Source organism: Marinobacter sp. NFXS11 (assembly GCF_040148675.1).
GTDB lineage: Bacteria > Pseudomonadota > Gammaproteobacteria > Pseudomonadales > Oleiphilaceae > Marinobacter.
The window spans coordinates 1,068,897-1,083,093 of record NZ_JAGDDV010000002.1 but is presented as its reverse complement, the minus strand read 5'-3'; the positions used below and the strand labels follow the sequence as shown (position 1 = coordinate 1,083,093).

The window sequence follows — 14,197 nt, the reverse complement described above, 5'->3', positions numbered from 1 at the left end:
GTTTGAGGAGGATACTCCGGCCCAATTGAACAGGGCCGTCAGACGGCCCGGTTGATATTCCGTTTTCGAGGATGTCTTTACATGGGTCAGGAAAGAACTCTGTCGCTGGTTATCCCGGCCAAGGATGAAGAAGCCAACATCGCTACCCTGCTGACCGAGGCCTACGGGGTAATGCGTGACTATCACGGCTTTGAGGTGGTGCTGGTGGATGATGGCAGCACCGACAGCACGCTGGACACGGCAGTGCGGACAGCCCGGGCCCTGGGTGGCCGTTTGTCGACCATTCGCCACGAGCGCAGCATCGGCCAGAGCGGTGCCCTGGCATCGGGTATCCGCCAGGCCAGGAGCAGGCTGATCGTTACCATGGATGGCGATGGCCAGAACGATCCGTCCGACATTCCCGCGATGCTGCAGAAAGCCAACACCATGCGGAACCCGGATTTCTGTATTGCCGGTTTTCGCAAGAATCGCAAGGACACGGCCTGGAAGCGCTTCCAGTCACGCCTGGCGAATCGTGTGCGGGATGCGTTGCTTCATGATGGCGTGCCCGACACCGGTTGCGGCCTGAAGCTGTTTCCCCGGGAAACCTTCCTAAAACTACCCTGGTTCGACCACGGACACCGCTTCATCCCGGCGCTGGTACGAGGAATCGGCGGTGACATTGCCATCGTGGAGGTAAACCACCGCCCACGCACCGCCGGGATTTCCAAATACAACGCCTGGAACCGGACCTGGGCCGGCATCCTGGACCTTCTCGGTGTGCTCTGGTTGCTGCACCGTACCCGGGTTCCTGTTATCAGCAGTGCTGATCAGGCCGATCCGCAGGCGTCGGTGGCGGAGCGCTCCTGACATGATCAACGGTTCCCGCTGGCTGGCCTTCGCCGCCCTTGTGCTGGTTGGCTATCTGACCATCCATAACGGCTGGCTCGACTTTATTGCCAACCAGAATGAAGTGGCGAACTATCTCCACAGTCATGGTGTCGGCGGATTGGTGATGATTACCCTTGCCGGTGCGTTGTTCACCGGCCTCGGCGCTCCACGCCAGTTACTCGCCTTCGTGCTGGGTTTTGCCCTGGGCGGGCTAAACGGGACGCTGCTGTCGACCCTGGCCGCCGCCATTGGGGCCACCGGCTGCTTCCTGACGGCCCGCTGGCTGCTGCGAACGCCGTTGAGCCGACGGTTCAGCCATCGCATGCAGCAGTTCGATCGCCTGTTCCGGGAGCAAACGTTGCTGAAGGTTCTCATGGTGCGTTTGCTGCCGGTGGGCAGTAACCTGGTGACCAACCTTGTCGCAGGCTGCTCCGGGATCCGTTTCTCACCGTTTCTGTTCGGCAGCACCCTGGGCTATCTGCCCCAGATGCTGGTGTTTGCCCTGGCCGGTGCCGGTATCGGCAATGCCAATGCCTATCAGCTTGCCGTGAGCATCGGCTTTTTCATTCTCGCCTCGCTGATTGGTGCTTTTCTCTATCACAACCAGAGGGCCAGGACGCTGGCCGATTCCGTTTCCGACTCTCTCTGAGACCGAACCATGCCTGCATCACCCTTCGTCCGCCACCTGCCGGACACCGTGTTTAACCTGTCCCGCAATCAACTCCTGCTGCTATTGCTGGCCTTTGCCGCAGTCGTGATCTTTACCGGGATCGGACTACGTTCCCCCTGGCCTGCCGACGAACCGCGGTTCGCGGAAGTGGCCCGCGAAATGGTCGCCTCCGGGCAATGGCTGATCCCCATGCGGGGTGGTGAGTTCTACCCGGACAAGCCACCGGTGTTCATGTGGAGCATTGCCTTCTTTTACTGGCTGACCGGCAACCTGAAGATTGCATTCCTGCTGCCGAATGCGCTGTGTAGCCTGCTGACACTGGGACTGGTCTTTGATCTGGGCACCCGCCTGTGGAACCAGCGGACCGGTGCCATCGCAGTAATGTTGCTGATGCTTGCGCCCCAGTTCGTGATCCAGGCCCAGAAAGCCCAGATCGACGCCATGGTCGCCTGCTGGATTGCGGTTGCCTGCTACGGCCTGATCCGACACTTTTTCACCGGGCCCGCCTGGGGCTGGTACTTCGTTGGCTGGGCGTTTATGGGGCTCGGGATCATCACCAAAGGGGTTGGCTTCCTGCCGGCGCTGATGCTCCTTCCGATCGTGGTCATGAAGCTTCGCGATCGCGCACTGTTCCGTGGCACGCTCACCTGGCGCTGCGCACTGGGCCCGCTGGCCATGTTAGCAGTGGTTGCCGCATGGCTGATTCCCATGGTGCTTTACGTTAACAATCTCGGCACCGAAGAGGCCCTGGCCTATCGGAACAATATCCTGTTCAAGCAGACCGGCGAGCGCTATGCCGACTCATGGGGCCATATCCAGCCCTGGTACTATTACCTCACCAGCGTGATCCCCTCGCTCTGGTTTCCTCTTCCGCTGTTGCTGCTGGCCTTGATTCGACCCCTGTCTGAAACCGCGAGGTACCGGCCGATTATTCCTGTACTTCTTGGCTGGATTGCCCTGGTCATCGTGTTTTTCAGCCTCAGCCCCGGCAAGCGCGGTGTTTACCTGTTGCCAGCATTGCCCATGCTGGCGCTGATTCTCGCACCGCTGCTCAGCAGCCAGAAGCCGGCTGGCTGGTTTCCGCCGCTCCTGACAGGTGTGCAGTTCCTGCTCGGTATCGCGTTGATGGCGGTTGGCGTCCTGGCCTGGAACGACCACCCCAGGTTGGTTGAAAAAGTGGCCGACTACAGCACCGACCCGGCCAAACTGCACGAGGCGGGGACGTTCGTCTTCGTCATAGGACTGGCCTGGCTGATCACCCTGTTCGGGTTCTGGCGCTCCCGTGCGCTGGGGCGTCTGTTCCTGGCCATGATGATCACCTGGCTGCTGCTGGGCACCTGGGGCTATCGAATTCTTGAGCCGCTTCGAACTCCTCGCAACGTGCTGGCCGCTGCAGAACAGCATATCCCGCCCGGCGGGCAGCTCGGCATGATCGACTTCCGGGAACAGTTCCTGCTGTTTTCCAAACGCGACTTTACCCATTTCAGCTTCTTTACCGGTCGGGAACAGGAAAACCGGAATGCCTGGCTGTGGATGAGCGAAACCGAGGACAGCTATCTCCTCGTCGCCGATCAGATTGAGCTGCCATGCTTCACCAAGGAAGGTGCCATTCCCGTGGGCACGGCCCACCGTGACAGCTACCTATTATTGACTGATGAACAAATGAACCCCAGCTGCGCACCACCAGACAAGGTCAAACGGTTTACCACGCCTGAGCCCGGCAGTTGGCAAGATTGAGCTGGCGATGCATGAAGAGAAGAATAAACGATGAAAGAGCATGAAATTAAAGCCCGTCGGGAAGAAAACCGTATTGATTCCGTGAAAATCATACGATCCCCCTCGAATGCGCACGAATGGGTCATACTTTTTAAGGATATTGAAGGAAAGACCTTTTTCCTGATCTCTGACGACGATCATGTCTGCAGCTACGCAGACCTGGATGCGACCGTCGAGGCACTCGACGCCCTGGGATTTGCCCGTGCCGAAGTGCTGTTCTGACAGGCCCTACCTTGTTTTGGGCAGGGCCACCGAAACCTTCAGGCCCTGACCTCCCGGACCTGAACTCAGCCGGATATCGCCGCCCATTCCCCGAATCAGCGTGCGGGCGATGGCGAGGCCCAGGCCTACGCCACCGGTTTCGCGGCTGCGTGAGTGTTCCAACCGATAGAAGGGTTCAAAAACCCGTTCCCGTTCGGCTTGTGGAATACCCGGCCCCTGATCAACAATCGTAACAACCGCTTCTGTGTCTGTTGTTGCCAGTGTTACTTCTGCCTGCTCGCCATAATTCACCGCATTCTCAATCAGATTACGCAGGGCACGTTTGACGGCTTCGGGCTGACCCTGGAGCACGCATCTCGGACTGTCTTCACAGTGCACTGCCAGCCCCATCTCCTGAAGATCACCACAGAGGCTGTCCAGCAGGGTGGCCAGATCATAACGGCGGTGCTGCTCGGTGGTGGTGCCCCGGATGAAATCCAGGGTGGCTTCGGCCAGATGCTGCATTTCCCTGAGGGAATCAAGAAGGCGATCCCTGTCCTCGCCTTCCGGCAGCATTTCTACCCGCAGCCGCATGGAGGTGATGGGCGTTCTCAGATCATGAGCAAGGGCCGCCAGCAGCCTTGCCCGGTCTTCCTGGGTGCGGCCAACCTGGTCCTGCATCTGGTTGAAGGCGCGGGTAACCTCCCTGACATCCTCCGGGCCCTTTTCGGGAATCCTGATTTTCTCACCCCGCCCGAACGCGTGGGCTGCCCGGCTCAACTCGTTCATTGGCCGCAGGATTCGACGGACCGCCAGCAACAAAGTCAGCGTGAGCAGCACAGCGGTAATTCCGACACTGGTGAGCGTCGCCTTTAACCACAACCAGGAGGGCGCCGGTGGCCGGGCCCGGGCGTTGAACCATTGGCCGGAAGACAAAGCCAGGGAAACACCCAGCACCGGCGGGCATTCGTGCCGTTCATCGTGATGGTCGTCATCATCACGGTGTTCTTCAAACTCGTGCTGCTCATCATCCTCATCGTCGTGCCGCTCATGGTCCCGATGGTCATCACGATCCGGCAGGCAGTCGTCTTCATCAGCCTCCATGGCCGTTCGAACCCTCTCCAAAGGCAGACCCAGTTCCTCGGCCAGCCGGTGACTCATGCCGGAGGCCTGATCCTCAGTGAGATAGGGCGCTGGATCAATGGAAAGCCGCAGGCTCGGGCTGGACAGCGCGCGCAGGATACGCTCTTGCCGTTCCGGGTCAGTGGTGTCGACCAGGGTGTAACCATCAGATACCCGTTCGAGGACGTGTTCCAGACTGGCAGTACGCAACGCACCCTGACGCTCTCCGGCCAGAATAACGATGGTGATAACCTGGGCCACCAGTAGCACCAGAATCAATAACAGCGCCAGCTGCCCACCGGCGCGCCGGGGCCACAGCTTCATTGATCGGCCCCTTCGACCGCAGCAATCCACTGGTAGCCACCGCCCCAGATCGTCTTGATCAGCCTGGGGCTGCGGGCATCCGGGTCGATCTTGCGGCGCAGGCGGCTGACATGATTATCAATGCTGCGATCGAAGGCATCTGCCTCTCTGCCGAGGGTAAGATCCATCAGCTGATCACGGGACAACACCCGGCCGGCGTGCTCCAGAAAAGCGAGCAGCAGCTTGTACTCGGCGGTACTCAACGACACCTCGACCCCTTCCGGATCAATGAGTTGATGGCGGTCGACATCCAGCGTCCAACCATCAAACGTCAGGGATTGCCCGGCCATGGGGCTGCGCTGGGGTGGCAGCGCTGTGGTCCGGCGCAGAACTGCTTTTATCCGGGCCAACAACTCCCGGGGGTTAAAGGGTTTGGTGAGGTAGTCATCGGCGCCCATTTCAAGGCCGACGATGCGATCGGTTTCCTCGCTCATGGCTGTGAGCAGAATCACCGGCAACTCGGTGTGCTCACGAAGGTAACGACAGAGCGTGAGCCCATCGTCCCCGGGCATCATGATGTCCAGCACAACCAGGTCAACGGAGTGCTGTCGCAACTGTCGCTTCATGGCATCGCCGCCATCCGCCAGCAGCACCCGCAGGCCATGCTCCTGCAGATAGCGGCCGACCAGATCGCGAATGTCTCGGTGGTCATCGACCACCAGGATGGTGGGAGAGTCGCTCACTCGTTACTCCGTTAAATTACCGTCTGCCCTGATTATAGGGGAGTCGACTTCCCGCTTGGGCGCGATCTTGTCAAAAACCGTCGCAATTCCCGGCCTTGCGACAAGTTGCGACAAAGTCGGTGGGTCACCGAGACAATTCTGCGACGTTTCCTTGATGCAATAGATCCTGACAAACGAGGACATTCCCACAAAGGCTTAACCGACCAAGGAGTTCAACCATGAAGAAAACCACTACCATTGCCGCCATCTCTGCCGCTGCCCTGCTCAGCACGGCGCCCCTGCTGGTATCCGCCGATGAAGACTCCTGGGAAGAAGACCGCTATGAGCAGCGCCGTGATGGCAAGCACATGAGTGCCAGCCTCAAGCAGTACAGCACCGACGAAATGCGCATTATGGCCTATGGCCAGGCATTAAGGCGCTTTGGCCCGGGCGTGAAGGTGTCCGTTAACGAAACCGCGGATGGCACCTACCAGGTGCAGCTGCGGGACGCCGAACAGAATCTGATCCGTGAGCAGGAGTTCAACCAGTACGGCGCACCGGTTCGCGGCGGACGCAGGGACTGATAACCGGCAGCCAGCGCAGGGGCACCGCAGGGTGCCTCCGCCACCATTTGATCAAGGAGAATCAAGATGACATTGATGGATGCTGACAATCGCTATGGTTCCGTTTCCCGGGCCGTGCACTGGATCATGGCGGCCCTGCTGCTGGTTATGCTCGCCAGTGAAGTATGGTTCGAGGCTCTGGAGCACAGCGTATCCGAGGGCTCTTTGATGGCCTGGCACCAGACCCTTGGACTCACTATTTTTGGACTGGTGATCTTTCGTGGCCTCTGGCGATGGCTGAACCGGTCGCGCATGGCGCCGCCCGCTCAATGGGCGACCATGGCCAAGCTCGGGCACATTGCGCTCTATGCCTTGATGATCCTGATGCCGCTGTCAGGGCTCGCATCCTCCCTCGGTGAAGGCGATCCTGTTACCTTTTTCGGCTGGACAGTCTTTGGCTACGGCCCGGAAATCGAGTGGCTGGAAGACAGCGGGGAAGAGGTTCATGAAGTGCTGGCCAACGTGCTGTGGCTCATGATCGGCATACACGTGGCTGCCGCCCTGGCACACCAGTACCTGCTGGGAGACCGGATCATGAAGCGCATGGCCTGATGGCCCGCGAACACTGGCGTTGAGACGGTTAGTGGGCCTAAGCCACCGGCAGCGAATCGTCGCTGCCCCAGTCCGCCCAGGAACCATCGTAAAGAGAGAGCTGGTCATACCCGGCCAGCTCCGCCGCCAGCAGAATGATGCAGGCGGTGATACCGGAACCGCAGGAAAACACCAGTTGATGCCCGTCTCCGGGCTGAAGGCCCATACCAAGCTGCCTGAACGTTGCTTTCAGCTCACTGACGGGCTTGAACCGGTAACCATCCAGCACCTCAGTAAATGGAAGATTGAGTGAGTTCGGAATATGGCCGCCGCGCACACCCGGGCGGGGTTCCGGGGCCTGAGCCAGGAACCGCGCCCGGGATCTCGCATCAATCACCGAAACTTGCTCATCGTCCAGATGCTGTAGAACGAAGGCGGAATCCAGAACCCGTTCACCGTCCAGACGGCCCAACATGTTCCCGGCGGAAGCCGCACCCTGAACCGGAGCCGAAACCGTTTTTCTCCCCTCCGCCAACCACTGCGGCAGGCCGCCATCCAGAACAAAAACCTGTTCGAGGCCCATCGACCGCAGAATCCACCAGGCTCGGGGAGCCGAATAGATTCCCTGGTTGTCGTAAAGCACCACCAGGCTCTCAGGCGTTATGCCCAGCCTGCGAACTTCCTGCGTGAACTGCTCCTCGGTGGGAAACGCATGGAGCTGGGACGATTCCGTATTGCAGAGCGTTCCTTCCAGATCAATCTGGAAGCTCCCCGGTATCCACACCGGGTGTTCATAAACGATCGGCTCCTTGCCAATAACCGTGGCCATACTCGCGTCGATCAGAACCAACCGTTCGTTATCGAGGTTTTCCTGCAACCAGTCGGTGGTTACGAGTGGGGACGCCATGGTGTGCTCCTGTTTCTATCAGAGAAAAACGCCGACTTCTCAGACCGACAAATCGCCAGACCTTCCCGGCTGCCGTCAGGACGTTGCGGCAATCACCGAGATTTCCACCAGCAACTCCGGCGACGCCATCTGAGCCTGCACGCAGGCCCGGGCCGGCGCCGCACCTTCAGGCACCCAGTTGTCCCACACCTCGTTCAGGGCCTTGAAATCGGCCATGTCTGCCAGGTAAATGGTTGCCGACAGGATTCTGTCGCGGCTGGAGCCGGCAGTCTCGAGCAGCTCGTCCACTTTCTCCAGCATCCCGGTTACCTGGGTATGAATATCGGCGTTACGGTCTTTGGCAACCTGACCGCAAAGGTAAGCGGTGCCGTTGTGTTTTACGATCTTGCTCATTCGGCTGTTGGTGGAAATACGTTCAATGGTCATTTTGAGGGCCTTTTAGGTGAAAGTTAGCTGTTCCCAATCATGTACGCACGAAGCTGCCGCTCCTCTGGCATAACATAGAGAACGAGAACCTGCTGCTCATCCTCACGATTAAAACATGCGATTCGGCTTTGCAGCTTTAACGCGGAGCTTTACGGCAATTTTGGAGCCGCGAGGCGGTGGAAAAATTGCCCGGCAACAGCGGCTGGTTATGCATTATTCGTAGTGGCTCCAGAGCCTGAGAACTTTCACCACTTGCTCGTCCTCAAGCACTTGGTAGACCAGACGATGCTGAATATTGATGCGGCGTGAATAGGCTCCCGCAAGATCACCAATGAGCTTCTCAAACGGAGGCGGCTTACGGTACGGGTCTTCCGCTATCAGCGCTAAAAGTTCCTGGGCTCTTGGTTTGAGGCCGCTGGAGGCCAACTTTTTTGCATCTTTCTGGGCTTGCTTGGTGTAAACCAACTTCCATGTCACCAGTCCAGCTCCTCATCGCATTCATCCACGGGGGCATCCATCCCCTCACGAATAGACTCCCGCATACCGGGTACGGAGAGCAGGTAAAGTGTTTCCTGAATTGCGGACCAGTCTTCCTCGGAAACCAGGACAGCTTTATTCCGCTTACCCATAATGACGATTGGTTGGTGGGACTCGGCAGTCTCGTCAATCAACCGATAAAGGTTGCTGCGCGCCTCAGTTGCTGTGATTCCGGTCATGACGCACCTCTTGCGTGTTTAACTTTCAATCAACTGTACGCCTTTCAGTACGTACGTCAAGGCGAACGTATTGCATAACGCCAACAGCACGCGCGCTCACCCTTACGGCTCCCAGCCCCTTTAAACATTGACGCCAGGTCACTATCGAATCTTGCACCAATACCTTTATTACCAAATAACAGCTGTCTGAAAAATGCCAGTAAAATTAGGCATATTCCAACCGCAAATAAATTACTCAACATATGTCGAATCACAGATTTCAAACCTAACATTTGTATATGAGTCTCCGTGGCCGATTTTTCCAGTTGTCACAGTCCTGAAATCCACCGAGGCAACAGAGGCATACAAAACTAGAAGGCGTTGCCATAGGTGCCGCCGAGTCTGCTGCGTGGTTAGCCCGGCACAAACACCGGAAAACCATCCAGTTCGGCAGATAGCAAACGCTGGCCAAACAGGCTTTCGAGGGCAGAAGTCACCAGCATGTCGCGGGCGGGGCCCCAGCAGGCCTGGCCGTCGGGGTACAGAAGGAGGATCTGGTCGCACCATCGGGCGGCCAGGTTCAGGTCGTGGAGGCACATGAAGATTGCACGGTCCGCCGCCGCCTGTTGGCGCAGCAGTTTCATGACGGCGGTCTGGTGCTGTAAATCCAGGTGATTGGTCGGCTCGTCCAGCAGCCAGATTTCCGGGCTTTGGGTCATCAGGGTGGCAATGGCTACCCGCTGGCGTTCGCCGCCGGAGAGGGTGTTCACAAGACGATCTTTCAGGTGGATGACGTCCAACGCTTCGAGAGCCCGTTCTGCAATCGCCAGATCCTCGCCACTCTCCATCTGCCAGGGTGACAACCAGGGGTGGCGACCGATCAGGGCGGTTTCCAACACGGTTGCCGGGAATCCATCCTGCCGGTCCTGAAACACCAGGCCCATCCGTTGCGAGACGATTTTGCGGCGGATGTCATGCAGCGGCGTGCCATCAAGTCGCAGTTGTCCACTTCTGGGCTCCCTCAATCCCGCCAGGGTATGCAGCAAGGTGGTTTTACCCACGCCATTGGGCCCCAGCACGCCCCAGACCTGTCCCGGTTCAATGGTCAGATTCAGGGGTACGCCGGAGGCACGCCCCGGGATGTCGATGATCAGCGCTTCGGTCGTCAGGCGTGTCATCATCGGCTCCGATACAGCAGGTACAGGAAGGTTGGGACACCAATCAGTGCGGTGATAACCCCGACCGGCAGCTGTTCCGGCGCAATCACTACTCGTGCCAGCGTGTCCGCCAGCACCAGCAGCGTTCCGCCGGCCAGTGCGCAGGCCGGAAGAATCAGTCGCTGGTCGTTCCCCAGCACCAGCCGCAACATGTGCGGCACAACCAGACCAACAAAGCCAACCGAACCAGCCATGGTGACGGCGGTTGCGGTCAGCAGGCTGGCCATCAGGTAGATCGACCACTCAAGGGGGCGCACCGAGACGCCCAGAGACGCCGCCTGCAGGGAACCACGTGCCAGTACATTCAGGGCCCGGCCAAGGGGAAACACCATGAGGCATACGAGCACAAGAATGATCAGCCCCGGCCACGGAGTGGCTGCATGGGAAAGATCGCCCATCAGCCAGTACAACATACCCGGCAATCGGCTGGCCGGGGTCATCGAGAGGATCAGGGTAATGATGGCGCCCCAGCCGGCGGCGACCACCACACCGGTGAGCAACAGCCGCGACGGCGTCCAGCTGCCACTGCCATGGGCGAGGCCAAACACCAGCAGAGTCGCCAGCATCGCGCCGGCAAACGCGGAACCGGATACGAGGAAACCGCCAACACCGGCCAGCATGGCCAGTAACGCGCCCACGGCCGCGCCACCAGAAAGCCCCAACACATAAGGATCGGCCAGGGGATTGCGCAACAATACCTGCATCAGTGCCCCGGCCACGGCCAGCAAGCCGCCGGTTGCGAACGCGCTCAGGGTGCGGGGCAGGCGCAATTCCAGAATCAGCGTTTGCTGCAGCTCGGTGCCACTGCCGGTTATCACCCGCAGAGTGTCGCCAAAACCGATGGCCGTGCTGCCGATGCTGACGGAGAGCAGTGCCGCCAGAAAGCCCGCCAGCAGTAGAATAAGGAGGGGCTTGTAAGGGCTAGAGATTGGCACGGGCCTGCTCCAGAGTCTGGCACAGGTGTCTGGCGCCGTCTGCCATGCGAAGGGTCGGTCTGGCCAGCAGGTCCGGCGGCTCGAGGAAGAGGTTGCCAGCGGCTACCGCTGCCAGGCCCGGAAACTGTCGCCAGGTCTCCAGCCACTGTCTGTCACCGGACGATCCGGCAGTAATAATGGCTTCGGGGTTGGCTTCGAGCACCGCTTCCCGGCTGATCCTGGGCACCAGCCGTGGCAGCCCGCCAAACACATTCACTCCGCCGCACAGGGCTATGGCCTTGCTGATCAGCTCTTCCCGGTTCACGGTCATCAGTGGCTGGTCCCATATCTGGTAGAACACCTTAACCGGTCTGGCATCGGCATACTGAGCTTTCAGCGCGGCCATTTCTGCGCGAAACGCTTCAGCCCGCTCATTGCCCAGATCCGGTAATCCCGTCAGCAACGCCAGATCCGATACCGCCGCGGCAATGTCGTCAAACGTCCGCGGAGCAAGCCAGAAAACGGGAATGCCAAGGCCGGACAGCCGTTCCAGCTGGCTGCGGGAATTGCCATCCACCCAGGCCACCACCAGGTCCGGCGTCAGCGAGACAATAGCCTCCAGGTCCAGGCGATTGCTGTCGCCCACCTGCGGCAAGTCCGCAGCTTCTGCGGGATAATCGCTCCAGGCACTCACAGCAACCACCCTGTCACCGGCCCCTGCGGAGAACAGCAGCTCGGTGGCACCCGGCGACAGGGAAACAACGCGTTGCGCGGGCTCGGCCAGGCATACACGCTGGTCCAGCGCGTCGCTTACACAGCGCCTCTCCGCCTGTGCCAGCGAGGGCACAAGCAGAGACAGCACAAACAATGCAGCGAGCCAGGGGCGCCTCATCGACGGAGTGAGCCTCTCAGATCGGTGAATTTACTGCTGGAAATCATAGCGCACCGAGGCCATGAAGGTTCGGCCTGCGGCCAGATAGTCGAAAGGCGCGAAGGTGGCACTGTCATATCCGATGCTTGTGGCATAGCGACGGTCCAATACGTTATCCACCTTGAACGATGCCGACCAGCCAGGCTGGAAGTTCCAGGCCGCCCTCAAGTCCACAGTGCCATAGCCTGGCAGCAGGCTGGTATTCGCTGCATCGTTATAGCGGTCACTCTCGGCGATAAAGCTGGCGCCCACTGACCACTGCGAGAACAGACGATCAACATCCAAACGCACATTCTTTTCCGCACGGCGTGGTAAACGTGCGCCGGTATCGCGGTTCTCGGTATCCGCGTAGGTTACCGCTGCCGCCAGACTCCAGTCAGCAGTCTCAATACCGGACGAAACCTCAACGCCACGGATTCTGGCCGTTTCGACATTTTCCATGGTGCCCTCAAACGTCGCCGGGTCAGAAACATAGGTAATCAGGTCCTTCACATCGTTCTGATAGAGAGCAACATCCCAGTACCATTGGTCATATCGGCCGGAGAAACCGGCCTCGACCATCTGCCCCTCTTCTGCGTCGAGGTCCGGATTACCGGTGTAGAACGGCACCGTCAGGTAAAGATCATTAAAGGTTGGCGCGCGGAACGAGGTCGCATAGCTGAGGCGAAAACGATGGGCACGGTCCAGCTGGTGACCAAAGGCCACGCCGCCAGTCTCCTCTTTCCCGTAGGCCTCGTTGTCATCAACACGCAGACTGAGCGTCAGATCGGTAGCATCAAAGTTCAGACGACCCTGGCCAAAGACCGCACTGTTGGTCCTGCTGTCTTCCGTGAAATTGCTGGTGCCATCCACTTCGTCAATCATGACCTCCGTACCCAGAACCAGCTCATGAACACCGGCCGTCAGGGTGTTTTCCCAGCGCGCCGAGCGAGACAGTGTGTCGAAAGTACTTGGATTGGCTCCGAAGGTATCCTGTTCGTCGCGAGCTTCCGAGAACTGGATCCGTGTGCGCCAGTAGTCACTGGCAACAGCCTCCAGATGCAGGCCCATGGCACGGATCAAGAAATCGGTATCACCGCCTTCAAACTCGGTATTACCCTCAGACTGGAACACGGTCAGCCCTGCGCCGCCGCCCTGATCAAAACTGTGGCTCAGCTTCGCCAGGCCGCCGGTGTTCCGAAAGCCCTTGTCTTCACCGCCATCCCTCAGATTGGTGCCATCGGTGTCCGAATAGACGCCACTGGCCAGGAACGAGGAACGGCCCTCCCGGCCAGCCAATCCAGCGGTAACCTCGCGGGTTTCATGGGAGCCTCCTTTTAGCTCACCCCAACCCTGGCGTCCGGCTTCAGGTTCCAGAGTGAACGCCTGGATGACACCACCCACCGCATCGGCACCGTAGAGGGAGCTCTTCGCGCCCCGCACCAGTTCAACCCGTTCCATCAATTCCGGAGGCAAAAACTGCCAGGGTGGGATGCCCGCAGAGGCAGAGCGCAGTCGGATACCATCGAGAAGCAGCACTGTACCTGAGCTCCCCGCCCCACGCAGGAATACGCTGGTGGTCTTGCCGTAACTGCCGTCCGACACCACATTGATCCCCGGCTGCGCGCGCAACAGGTCGCGGAATTCCGACGGCTGTTGCCGATCAATATCCTCTTTCTCGATGACGGTAACCGAAGACAAACTCTCTCCAACGGTCTTCGGCCCGAGCGTCGCGGTAACCACGATTGGATCCAGGGCATCGGATTCTGGGGCAGACTGGGCCGAAACGGCCAGAGGCAGGGCGGCCATGGCAGCGCCGGCCAGTAAAACAGGGCTTTGAATTCTGAACATGAAACTTGCTCCGCACTCCGCGCGCACCCGCACGGGAATCTGGGTTTTGTTGCGGAACAGCGAATGAGGGCAGGCGGTAGACAGGTGTCAGGAGAGCGTAACCGGCATATCACCCACCCAGGTTGCCCACCGCAACATCGGGTGTTTTTCCAGGCCGGTCTCCGGGCTGGCAGGCGGAACCCTCGGTTCCCGGGCAATCACCTTCCCATGTCGTGGCGACACAGTGGCGCACAGATTGCCGTTGTCCTGCTTACCGTTGCGGGGGCAGCATCGGCTTTGCACTGGCATTACCAGGCTCACCGATTTCCCGTTTCACCCATCGCGCTTTGCGACGGACACCTGAAAAAAGTGAGGCAAGGCTAGCAACACCCGGGTAAGCGGTCAATGAAATCCATCAAAGGTCAACATGGCCGCAGGCCTCTGCCACTGCTATATTCCATGACTGACAATCACTTTTCC

Annotated in this window: 16 protein-coding genes and 1 riboswitch; of the genes, 6 read left to right on the top strand and 10 right to left on the bottom strand. The window is 59.3% G+C overall.

The window, feature by feature from the left end:
- The first annotated feature begins 81 nt into the window (after window positions 1–81).
- Genes J3362_RS13955 through J3362_RS13940 form a run of 4 tightly spaced genes read left to right on the top strand, consistent with a single transcriptional unit; the run spans window position 82 to window position 3,538 of the window.
- Entirely contained in the window at window positions 82–849 is a 768-nt protein-coding gene (locus J3362_RS13955) for a glycosyltransferase family 2 protein (protein ID WP_349520453.1), read from the top strand.
- A gap of 1 nt (window position 850) precedes the next feature.
- Window positions 851–1,519, top strand: a complete 669-nt coding sequence (locus J3362_RS13950; RefSeq protein ID WP_349520452.1) for a TVP38/TMEM64 family protein — start codon at window positions 851–853, stop codon at window positions 1,517–1,519.
- A gap of 9 nt (window positions 1,520–1,528) precedes the next feature.
- The gene (locus J3362_RS13945; RefSeq protein WP_349520450.1) at window positions 1,529–3,277 is read left to right on the top strand and encodes an ArnT family glycosyltransferase; all 1,749 of its coding nucleotides are present in this window, start codon (window positions 1,529–1,531) and stop codon (window positions 3,275–3,277) included.
- Between the two features lie 30 nt (window positions 3,278–3,307).
- Window positions 3,308–3,538 (top strand): hypothetical protein, encoded by a 231-nt coding sequence (locus tag J3362_RS13940; protein ID WP_349520449.1) that lies wholly within the window; start codon window positions 3,308–3,310, stop codon window positions 3,536–3,538.
- A 6-nt stretch (window positions 3,539–3,544) separates the two neighbouring features.
- On the opposite strand, the gene J3362_RS13935 is transcribed toward J3362_RS13940, so the two are convergent.
- Together J3362_RS13935 and J3362_RS13930 are read right to left on the bottom strand one after the other, a co-directional pair.
- The gene (locus J3362_RS13935) at window positions 3,545–4,963 is read right to left on the bottom strand and encodes a sensor histidine kinase (protein ID WP_349520447.1); all 1,419 of its coding nucleotides are present in this window, start codon (window positions 4,961–4,963) and stop codon (window positions 3,545–3,547) included.
- Window positions 4,960–5,685, bottom strand: coding sequence for a response regulator (locus J3362_RS13930; protein ID WP_349520446.1), 726 nt, complete (start codon window positions 5,683–5,685; stop codon window positions 4,960–4,962). Before J3362_RS13930 ends, J3362_RS13935 begins: the two co-directional genes overlap by 4 nt.
- A gap of 218 nt (window positions 5,686–5,903) precedes the next feature.
- On the opposite strand from J3362_RS13930, the gene J3362_RS13925 reads away from it, so the two are divergent.
- Both J3362_RS13925 and J3362_RS13920 read left to right on the top strand, forming a co-directional pair.
- Window positions 5,904–6,248 carry a hypothetical protein gene (locus J3362_RS13925; protein ID WP_349520444.1) on the top strand — a complete coding sequence of 115 codons (345 nt, stop codon included), beginning with the start codon at window positions 5,904–5,906 and terminating at the stop codon, window positions 6,246–6,248.
- Between the two features lie 66 nt (window positions 6,249–6,314).
- Window positions 6,315–6,839 (top strand): cytochrome b, encoded by a 525-nt coding sequence (locus tag J3362_RS13920; RefSeq protein ID WP_349520443.1) that lies wholly within the window; start codon window positions 6,315–6,317, stop codon window positions 6,837–6,839.
- A gap of 37 nt (window positions 6,840–6,876) precedes the next feature.
- Here the strand turns inward: J3362_RS13920 and J3362_RS13915 are convergent, their stop codons facing one another.
- From J3362_RS13915 to J3362_RS13880, 8 genes are all read right to left on the bottom strand, one after another.
- The gene (locus tag J3362_RS13915) at window positions 6,877–7,725 is read right to left on the bottom strand and encodes a sulfurtransferase (protein ID WP_349520441.1); all 849 of its coding nucleotides are present in this window, start codon (window positions 7,723–7,725) and stop codon (window positions 6,877–6,879) included.
- Between the two features lie 75 nt (window positions 7,726–7,800).
- The gene (locus tag J3362_RS13910; RefSeq protein WP_349520439.1) at window positions 7,801–8,151 is read right to left on the bottom strand and encodes a RidA family protein; all 351 of its coding nucleotides are present in this window, start codon (window positions 8,149–8,151) and stop codon (window positions 7,801–7,803) included.
- A gap of 213 nt (window positions 8,152–8,364) precedes the next feature.
- A complete protein-coding gene (locus J3362_RS13905) occupies window positions 8,365–8,628 on the bottom strand; it encodes a Txe/YoeB family addiction module toxin (protein WP_349520437.1) in 264 nt (87 codons plus the stop codon).
- Window positions 8,625–8,867, bottom strand: coding sequence for a type II toxin-antitoxin system Phd/YefM family antitoxin (locus J3362_RS13900; RefSeq protein ID WP_334119788.1), 243 nt, complete (start codon window positions 8,865–8,867; stop codon window positions 8,625–8,627). Before J3362_RS13900 ends, J3362_RS13905 begins: the two co-directional genes overlap by 4 nt.
- Before the next feature lie 392 nt (window positions 8,868–9,259).
- Window positions 9,260–10,024 (bottom strand): ABC transporter ATP-binding protein, encoded by a 765-nt coding sequence (locus tag J3362_RS13895; protein ID WP_349520435.1) that lies wholly within the window; start codon window positions 10,022–10,024, stop codon window positions 9,260–9,262.
- Entirely contained in the window at window positions 10,024–10,998 is a 975-nt protein-coding gene (locus tag J3362_RS13890; RefSeq protein ID WP_349520433.1) for a FecCD family ABC transporter permease, read from the bottom strand. Before J3362_RS13890 ends, J3362_RS13895 begins: the two co-directional genes overlap by 1 nt.
- On the bottom strand, window positions 10,985–11,869 hold the full coding sequence (locus J3362_RS13885; protein WP_349520432.1) for a cobalamin-binding protein: 885 nt from the start codon (window positions 11,867–11,869) through the stop codon (window positions 10,985–10,987). The genes J3362_RS13890 and J3362_RS13885 overlap by 14 nt, the downstream gene beginning before the upstream one ends.
- 30 nt (window positions 11,870–11,899) lie before the next feature.
- The gene (locus J3362_RS13880) at window positions 11,900–13,738 is read right to left on the bottom strand and encodes a TonB-dependent receptor plug domain-containing protein (RefSeq protein WP_349520430.1); all 1,839 of its coding nucleotides are present in this window, start codon (window positions 13,736–13,738) and stop codon (window positions 11,900–11,902) included.
- A gap of 135 nt (window positions 13,739–13,873) precedes the next feature.
- Window positions 13,874–14,096: riboswitch (cobalamin riboswitch) on the bottom strand.
- Window positions 14,097–14,197: the final 101 nt, after the last annotated feature.

Excerpts from the sequence above, each read along its gene's own strand:
- J3362_RS13955 (WP_349520453.1), top strand. The coding sequence starts at position 82 with ATGGGTCAGGAAAGAACTCTGTCGCTGGTTATCCCGGCCAAGGATGAA.
- J3362_RS13950 (WP_349520452.1), top strand. The coding sequence starts at position 851 with ATGATCAACGGTTCCCGCTGGCTGGCCTTCGCCGCCCTTGTGCTGGTT.
- J3362_RS13945 (WP_349520450.1), top strand. The coding sequence starts at position 1,529 with ATGCCTGCATCACCCTTCGTCCGCCACCTGCCGGACACCGTGTTTAAC.
- J3362_RS13940 (WP_349520449.1), top strand. The coding sequence starts at position 3,308 with ATGAAAGAGCATGAAATTAAAGCCCGTCGGGAAGAAAACCGTATTGAT.
- J3362_RS13935 (WP_349520447.1), bottom strand. The coding sequence starts at position 4,963 with ATGAAGCTGTGGCCCCGGCGCGCCGGTGGGCAGCTGGCGCTGTTATTG.
- J3362_RS13925 (WP_349520444.1), top strand. The coding sequence starts at position 5,904 with ATGAAGAAAACCACTACCATTGCCGCCATCTCTGCCGCTGCCCTGCTC.
- J3362_RS13920 (WP_349520443.1), top strand. The coding sequence starts at position 6,315 with ATGACATTGATGGATGCTGACAATCGCTATGGTTCCGTTTCCCGGGCC.
- J3362_RS13915 (WP_349520441.1), bottom strand. The coding sequence starts at position 7,725 with ATGGCGTCCCCACTCGTAACCACCGACTGGTTGCAGGAAAACCTCGAT.
- J3362_RS13910 (WP_349520439.1), bottom strand. The coding sequence starts at position 8,151 with ATGACCATTGAACGTATTTCCACCAACAGCCGAATGAGCAAGATCGTA.
- J3362_RS13900 (WP_334119788.1), bottom strand. The coding sequence starts at position 8,867 with ATGACCGGAATCACAGCAACTGAGGCGCGCAGCAACCTTTATCGGTTG.
- J3362_RS13895 (WP_349520435.1), bottom strand. The coding sequence starts at position 10,024 with ATGACACGCCTGACGACCGAAGCGCTGATCATCGACATCCCGGGGCGT.
- J3362_RS13885 (WP_349520432.1), bottom strand. The coding sequence starts at position 11,869 with ATGAGGCGCCCCTGGCTCGCTGCATTGTTTGTGCTGTCTCTGCTTGTG.
- J3362_RS13880 (WP_349520430.1), bottom strand. The coding sequence starts at position 13,738 with ATGTTCAGAATTCAAAGCCCTGTTTTACTGGCCGGCGCTGCCATGGCC.